The 7,201-nt window shown below is 35.6% G+C and carries 9 protein-coding genes; all 9 read right to left on the bottom strand.

What is annotated here, in order from left to right; translation table 11 throughout:
• Positions 1-8 precede the first annotated feature (8 nt).
• The 9 genes from rfbD to AC1DPK_RS02135 all read right to left on the bottom strand — a co-directional run bounded on the left by rfbD (position 9) and on the right by AC1DPK_RS02135 (position 7,195).
• Positions 9-851, bottom strand: coding sequence for a dTDP-4-dehydrorhamnose reductase (rfbD, locus tag AC1DPK_RS02095; RefSeq protein ID WP_477509109.1), 843 nt, complete (start codon positions 849-851; stop codon positions 9-11).
• The gene (rfbB, locus tag AC1DPK_RS02100; RefSeq protein ID WP_477509110.1) at positions 852-1,874 is read right to left on the bottom strand and encodes a dTDP-glucose 4,6-dehydratase; all 1,023 of its coding nucleotides are present in this window, start codon (positions 1,872-1,874) and stop codon (positions 852-854) included. It abuts the gene before it with no gap.
• A gap of 698 nt (positions 1,875-2,572) precedes the next feature.
• Positions 2,573-3,445, bottom strand: coding sequence for a glucose-1-phosphate thymidylyltransferase RfbA (rfbA, locus tag AC1DPK_RS02105; protein ID WP_477509126.1), 873 nt, complete (start codon positions 3,443-3,445; stop codon positions 2,573-2,575).
• Between the two features lie 71 nt (positions 3,446-3,516).
• A complete protein-coding gene (gene rfbC, locus AC1DPK_RS02110) occupies positions 3,517-4,074 on the bottom strand; it encodes a dTDP-4-dehydrorhamnose 3,5-epimerase (protein WP_477509111.1) in 558 nt (185 codons plus the stop codon).
• A gap of 89 nt (positions 4,075-4,163) precedes the next feature.
• The gene (locus AC1DPK_RS02115) at positions 4,164-4,568 is read right to left on the bottom strand and encodes a GtrA family protein (protein WP_477509112.1); all 405 of its coding nucleotides are present in this window, start codon (positions 4,566-4,568) and stop codon (positions 4,164-4,166) included.
• The gene (locus AC1DPK_RS02120; protein WP_477509113.1) at positions 4,519-5,454 is read right to left on the bottom strand and encodes a glycosyltransferase family 2 protein; all 936 of its coding nucleotides are present in this window, start codon (positions 5,452-5,454) and stop codon (positions 4,519-4,521) included. Before AC1DPK_RS02120 ends, AC1DPK_RS02115 begins: the two co-directional genes overlap by 50 nt.
• Positions 5,435-6,532 carry a DegT/DnrJ/EryC1/StrS family aminotransferase gene (locus tag AC1DPK_RS02125; protein WP_477509114.1) on the bottom strand — a complete coding sequence of 366 codons (1,098 nt, stop codon included), beginning with the start codon at positions 6,530-6,532 and terminating at the stop codon, positions 5,435-5,437. The genes AC1DPK_RS02120 and AC1DPK_RS02125 overlap by 20 nt, the downstream gene beginning before the upstream one ends.
• A gap of 22 nt (positions 6,533-6,554) precedes the next feature.
• Positions 6,555-7,112: an acyltransferase gene (locus tag AC1DPK_RS02130; protein ID WP_477509115.1), complete on the bottom strand. Its 558-nt coding sequence runs from the start codon at positions 7,110-7,112 to the stop codon at positions 6,555-6,557.
• The gene (locus tag AC1DPK_RS02135) at positions 7,109-7,195 is read right to left on the bottom strand and encodes a WxcM-like domain-containing protein (RefSeq protein ID WP_477509127.1); all 87 of its coding nucleotides are present in this window, start codon (positions 7,193-7,195) and stop codon (positions 7,109-7,111) included. The genes AC1DPK_RS02130 and AC1DPK_RS02135 overlap by 4 nt, the downstream gene beginning before the upstream one ends.
• Positions 7,196-7,201: the final 6 nt, after the last annotated feature.

Raw genomic sequence — 7,201 nt, forward strand, 5'->3', positions numbered from 1 at the left:
AATTAATATTAACTATTTAAATAATGATTAAGTGCTTCTCTCCATGGTCGAAGCAGTTTTAAACCATTAATTCTTATACCGCTATGTTCCATAACCGAATAAGCTGGTCTTGGAGCTGGACGAGGAAATTCCTCTGTACTACAAGCAGTAACGATTGTTTTATGTCCGCTTTCTTCAAAAATTGCTTTTGCAAAATCAAACCACGAACAAACTCCAGTATTAGACGCATGATAAATTCCAAAATAATCGGTCTGTACCAATTCTATTAAGAATTCTGCTAAATCATACGTATAGGTTGGTGATCCAAGCTGATCCGAAACCACTTTAAGTTCACTTTTTTCTTCAGCCAGCTTTAACATGGTATTAACGAAGTTATTTCCAAACTTACCATAAACCCATGATGTACGCACAATATAATATCGATCATGTAATGTTTGTACTAGATGCTCGCCTGCTAATTTTGACATACCATATACCGTCTTCGGGTTGGTAATGTCATACTCGTGATAAGGGGTGACTCCAAACCCATCAAACACATAGTCTGTACTGATGTAGCAGAGCTTGGCACCTATCTCCCTAGCAGCAATAGCGACATTACGCGTACCAACAGCATTTACTCGAAAAGCTTCATCTGATTCGGATTCAGCTTGATCCACTGCTGTATATGCGGCACAATGAATCACGATGTCTGGACTGTGAAGTGAAAATATTTGGCGGCATGCTGATAAACTCTTAATTTCAAGAATATCTCGACTAAGTCCAATAATATCGGCGGATACGTTCGACCACTGTGATAACTCTTTTCCCAGTTGCCCATTAGCACCCGTTACAACTATTTTTAGCCTAGACATTTATTCTTTCGCCTCCAAACGCTCCTTGTATTGAGTATCGTAGTATTGTTGATAGGAGCCTGATGTAATTTGTTCCATCCATTCTTTATTATTTAGGTACCAGTGAATTGTTTCCTTAATTCCGTTCTCATAGTTAAACTTTGGCTGCCAGCCTAGTTCATTGCGGATTTTATCTGCATCAATTGCATAGCGGCGGTCATGGCCAAGACGATCCTTCACATATGAGATAAGCGACTCTGGCTTGCCTAGTTCTTCAAGAATCGTACGGACTACCTGTAGATTGTTCCGCTCGTTGCGTCCACCTACGTTATAGACTTCACCATTAACTCCTTTATGCAAGACCAGATCAATTGCGCTACAGTGGTCTTCTACGTATAACCAATCACGCACATTCAGACCATCCCCGTAAACGGGCAAAGGCTTATCATGAATCGCATTCTGGATCATCAATGGAATAAGCTTCTCTGGGAATTGGAATGGACCATAGTTATTGGAGCAACGAGTAATATTAACATTTAGTCCAAATGTCTCATGATAAGCCCGAACAAGTAAATCTGCTCCAGCTTTACTAGCCGAATACGGACTGTTCGGAGCTAAAGGTGTCTCTTCTGTAAATAGTCCAGTATCACCTAGCGTTCCATATACCTCATCCGTCGATACCTGTACAAATTTATTCACATTATATTGCTTAGTTAGATCTAGCAATGTTTGTGTACCAAGTATATTAGTTCGCACAAATACATCTGGCTGTAAAATACTACGATCAACATGAGATTCTGCCGCAAAATTAACAACAGCATCAATACCAGCTGAAAATAACGGATCCATCTCTGAGCGTTCAGTAATATCTGCTTTAACGAACGTATAATTGGGTTGCTTCTCGATTGAACGTAAGTTTTCTAGGTTGCCAGCATAAGTAAGTGCGTCAACATTGATAATCTCGTAGCTGGGATAATTCTTAATCAAATATAAAACAAAGTTGCTCCCAATAAAGCCGGCTCCGCCGGTAATGAGTAGTTTCACGAGTCTGACTCACCTTTCATAAAAAAATTGTAATTAATGCTTCAAGTCCAGCTTCACTTAATAGTTTTCTAATCCATAATTAAGCTGAATTTTTTCTTGTATTGAACAGCCAACCCTATTAAAACACTTGGCAATATTGCTATCATTACAAAAAGTACCTTTTCACCAATACTTGAAAATATTTGTATTGATACACTTAATTCCCAAATAAATGAATCAGGAATGATATAGAAAGATATACAATGATAATTTACCAAGCAACTCTAAAAATGAAATTTTTTTAGAAGTCCTAGGTGTATGAGAGTTTTGAAACAAAAAATAACCGGGTAGAGCAATAATTGTAAACATAAACATTTGGTGGATTAGACCAACTAATATCTAACCATTCAGTATTTATAAAGAGAGAATAAAGCGTTTCTGATATTGCATGCTCAATCAGAGAGCCTAACTTATCTTAGATATTCCGGAGGTTACGCCTGCCAATAAAATAAACAGAGTTGCAGAATAGATTGTTAGTGAATGGAATTCTTTATTTTGATAAATGATCGAAAATAAGTGGTCAAATACAACTGCCAATTCTGTAATTCCTTTTAAAAAATCAATCTATCTCAACTGCATTCTAAGGCTACGCCCTTCCAAAATACAAAAATAGAATGTGAAATATTACATATGACCGGTATGATTATCTTATTCAACTGTTATAGATTTTGATCAGATAGATCTAACAAATATCTTCCATAATCATTTTTTGAAAGGGCTTGACCAAGTATCTTCAACTGTTCCTTTGTAATATATCCCTTCAAATAGGCTATTTCTTCAATACATGCGACTTTGAATCCTTGGCGTTTCTCAATTGTCTCTATAAAGTGTGAGGCTTGCATTAATGATTCATGGGTTCCCGTATCAAGCCAAGCAAAACCCCGTCCAAACATCTTCACATTTAATTGACCTTGTTCCAAATATATTTTATTAATATCGGTTATTTCAAGTTCTCCTCTATCTGAAGGACAGATTTGTTTCGCATAATTAACCACTTTATTATCATAAAAATATAATCCCGTTACCGCGAAATCAGATTTAGGTTTATTCGGTTTTTCCTCAATAGATATTGCTCTATAATTTGAATCAAATTCAACTACACCATATCTTTGTGGATCTTTAACTTTATATCCAAATACAGTTGCACCCTCATCACGACGAACAGCTGATGCTAACATTTCTGTAAACCCTTGACCATAGAAGATATTATCCCCTAAGATTAACGCCACATTGTCATCGCCTATGAAAGTCTCGCCAATAATAAACGCCTGTGCCAGCCCATCAGGGCTAGGTTGAATGGCATAACTAATTGATATACCTAAATCATTTCCATTTCCTAATAATTGTTCAAAACGAGGCGTATCTTCAGGAGTTGATATTATTAAAATATCCTTGATTCCCGCTAACATCAGAACAGACAATGGATAGTAAATCATAGGCTTATCGTAAATCGGAAGCAATTGCTTAGAAGTTGCTTTTGTTAGAGGATATAGCCTCGTGCCACTACCACCAGCCAATATAATGCCTTTCACCATCACACCTACCTAATTCAAAGTCTCAATTTGATAATCGAGTATATTTACTAAACGCACTTTGGAACAAGCTATTCTTCATAATAAAAGTTATTTTCAGCATCTGCTAAAAGAGGGTATTCCGTATCCTTCACTGAAGTAATCGGTTTTGAGGTCGGCCAATCTATTCCCAACGCTGGATCATTCCATGAGATTCCACGGTCATGCTCAGGAGAGTAGAGTGCATCTACTTTATATAGAACTTCACTGTTAGATACAATTGTGCAAAATCCATGTGCAAATCCTTTAGGAACTAATAACTGTCTCTTATTGTGAGCACTAAGTATAAAAGATTCCCATTTTCCAAATGTAGGAGAGCCACGACGAATGTCGATAACAACATCATAGACTGCACCCGATGTGACACGCACTAATTTGGTTTGTGCTTTTGGGTTTAATTGATAATGCAAGCCACGAAGCACCCCTGCTTCAACAGATAATGAATGATTATCTTGAATAAAAGCATTAGGTATGCCACTATTATGAGCAATAATCTCGTTGTATGTCTCCATAAAAAAACCACGATCATCGCCGAATACTATTGGTTCTAGAAGCTTAACACCTGGCAGTTTAGTGTCTAATACTTTCAACTTTTCCACCTACTCTTTATTAGTAAAAAATACTCACAACTGACAACTCTAACAACTATGAATAGTCTGATCATCACGAAATTGATTATTCATTTCCCTTTTATAATTATTTTCGAAAGGGTAAACGTTATTGGAATCGTTAATATGATTACAATTATAGGAACAAGTGAACTTGATAATCCAAAATACCTAATTAGAATGTTAATCAATATTAGATTCACAAAATATTGAACAACATAAACAATCGGATATTTGATAAATTTCCTAATAGAAATTTGTTCTTTAAACACAAACACTGAATTCAAATAATAGGATAAAAAGATTCCTGAAACATAGGAGATTGAATACGATACATTGTAATTAGTTACCTTCAACAATATTAAATAAATGATATAAGTAGAAATCGTATTAATGCCGCCACTTAATACATATTTTAAAAATACCTTATTCGTAATTTTCATCCACAATGTATGACGGTCTGGCTCTACTTTCATCCAATATCCTCCAAAGATACTCTCCAATAATACCTAACATAATCATAATTATACCAAGTAAAAAGGTAATGAGCGCTATAATTGTTGTCCAACCTTGTAGTTCTATCATACCAAACACCGTTCCAACAACTACAAATACTCCATACAAAAAACTAAGCATTGCAGTAATAAACCCTATAGCAGACATAAATCGAATTGGTGTATAAGAAAAACTCACAAAAGAATCTATAACCAATTTAATTTTTTTGGATAGGGTCCATCTTGATGTTCCGAGTTTTCTCTCTTGTCGTACATATGGAACATACTCTCTATCATGTCCTAACCAATAAATCAGACTCATAATATTTGTGTTCTTTTCATTAATATCCAACACTTCTTGAACGACTTGTTTATCAATTAAAAGAAAATCAAATCCACCTTTTGGATAGCCCTTTAATGCGAACTTCTCCAGTAAAAAATAATAGCTGTTTGAAAACATTTTCTGAGAGAAAGATTCTTCACGATCTGACCTTGTTGCAAGAATAACTTTTTTACCTGACTTCCATTCCTTAATCATATCTTCATATAGCTCTGGCGGATCTTGTAAATCAGCAGATATAATTCCTACGCAATCGCCAGTAACATAGCGTAGTCCAGCCTGAATAGCAGCCATAGAACCAAAATTTCGACTTAGCTTTACAACTTTAATACGAGAGTCCTTTTCTCTAGCTTCCAATAAGAGTCGTAGAGAGTTATCTTTTGATCCATCATCCACAAATATAAATTCTAATTCACAGTTTGGTAATATATTATGCAAGTTCTGTAATCTTGGAATCGTGTGAGGAATATTTAATTCATTATAGTAAACAGGCACTACAATAGATAATTTAAAGTGCTCTGTATTCATTCATGACCTCCACAACTTTCTCAACATCCTTATGTTCCATTACTGGACTTATCGGTATGCTTACAATTTCAGAATGAATCTTTTCCGAAATAGGGAAACTTAAGTCTTTCCATTCTTGATATGCCTCTTGCTTATGAGGAGGAATTGGATAATGGATCATCGTTTGTATTCCGTTTTCGCTCATATAATTAATGAATTTTTGACGCTCTACTGTTCGAATTACAAATACATGCCATACATGAGAATCAGTTCTATCCTCCACGTGAGGTAATACAATATGCTCATTATTTATGTTTTCTAAATAATAGGATGCAATTTTTCTTCTATAATCATTGTCCTGGTCTAAATACAATAATTTTTCTTTCAAAATCGGAGCTTGGAACTCATCCAATCTGCTGTTATATCCTTTGTATAAATTCTCGTATTTTTTATGTGAACCATAATTTCTTAACGCATATAGTTTCTCATACAGTTCCTTATCATTTGTAGTGATAGCACCGCCATCTCCTAATGCTCCGAGATTTTTCCCAGGGTAAAAACTGAATGCAGCAGCATCTCCTAAATTCCCTGTCTTTCTCTCTCGATACACAGCACCATGAGCTTGCGCACAATCTTCAATAACCTTCAAGTTATATTTACGGGCTATTTGATTAATTGATTCCATATTACAAGTTTGTCCATATAAGTGTACAACGAGTATGGCCTTCGTTTTTGGTGTGATTTTTTCCACAATTTTATCAGGGTCTATGTTGTATGTTGAAATATTAGGCTCAACCAAAACAGGAGTAGCCCCATTTGCTGAAATGGATAACATAGAGGCAATGTATGTATTAGAAGGAACAATAACTTCATCTTCTGGTCCAATATCATAGCCTCTAAGAATCAACTCCAGAGCATCTAATCCATTTGCGACACCTAAACAAAAGTTTACAGCACAATATTCAGCGAAACTAGCTTCAAACGCCTTAACCTCTTCCCCTAAGATGTACCAGCCCGAGTGGAGTACTTTACTCATACTATTTAGAATTGCCTCTTCATGACGCAAATTAATTTTTTTCAAATCAAGAAACGGAATCACTACTATCACCTATTTCTTCAAATTATTGTATTTCCTTAATCATACCATCAATCATAATATATTTTTTTGAACAAGAAGGACAAATCAAGCTGTCATCCAGCTTTTCAGCGCAATTACAAATATATCCTCTGAAGCGAGCTGGATTTCCAAACCACAAAGTATTATTCGGAATATCACTAGTGACCACTGAGCCAGCACCAACCATTGCATACTTACCAATTGTATTTCCAGCAATTATTGTAGCGTTAGCTCCAATTGATGCCCATTCCTCCAAAATTGTTTTCAAGAATTTGTCTGGATATTGTTTTGAACGAGGTTTCAAGTCGTTGGTAAATGTTACATTGGGACCAATAAATACATTATCATGAACAGTTACACCGTCCCAGATATATACTCCTGACTTAACAGTGACGTTATTACCAATGATCACATCGTTTTCTATAAATGTGTGATCATTTATGTTACAGTTTGAACCTATTTCAGCACCAGGAAGAATGTGCGCAAACGCCCAAATTCTAGTGTCACCACCAATACGTTCAGTTTCAACAATCGAATGCGGATGAGCATAAAAGTTGTTCATGTACCGTACACCTCAACAAATTCAGAATAGTCTCTAATATAGTCATTTGAGTCATACAATTCTGATGCAAGTACTAGCAACACACAATC

The organism is Paenibacillus sp. 01T424 (assembly GCF_056398745.1).

Coding starts and splice junctions, on each gene's coding strand:
- rfbD (WP_477509109.1), bottom strand. CDS start 851: ATGTCTAGGCTAAAAATAGTTGTAACGGGTGCTAATGGGCAACTGGGA.
- AC1DPK_RS02115 (WP_477509112.1), bottom strand. CDS start 4,568: ATGAAAGTAGAGCCAGACCGTCATACATTGTGGATGAAAATTACGAAT.
- AC1DPK_RS02120 (WP_477509113.1), bottom strand. CDS start 5,454: ATGAATACAGAGCACTTTAAATTATCTATTGTAGTGCCTGTTTACTAT.
- AC1DPK_RS02130 (WP_477509115.1), bottom strand. CDS start 7,112: ATGAACAACTTTTATGCTCATCCGCATTCGATTGTTGAAACTGAACGT.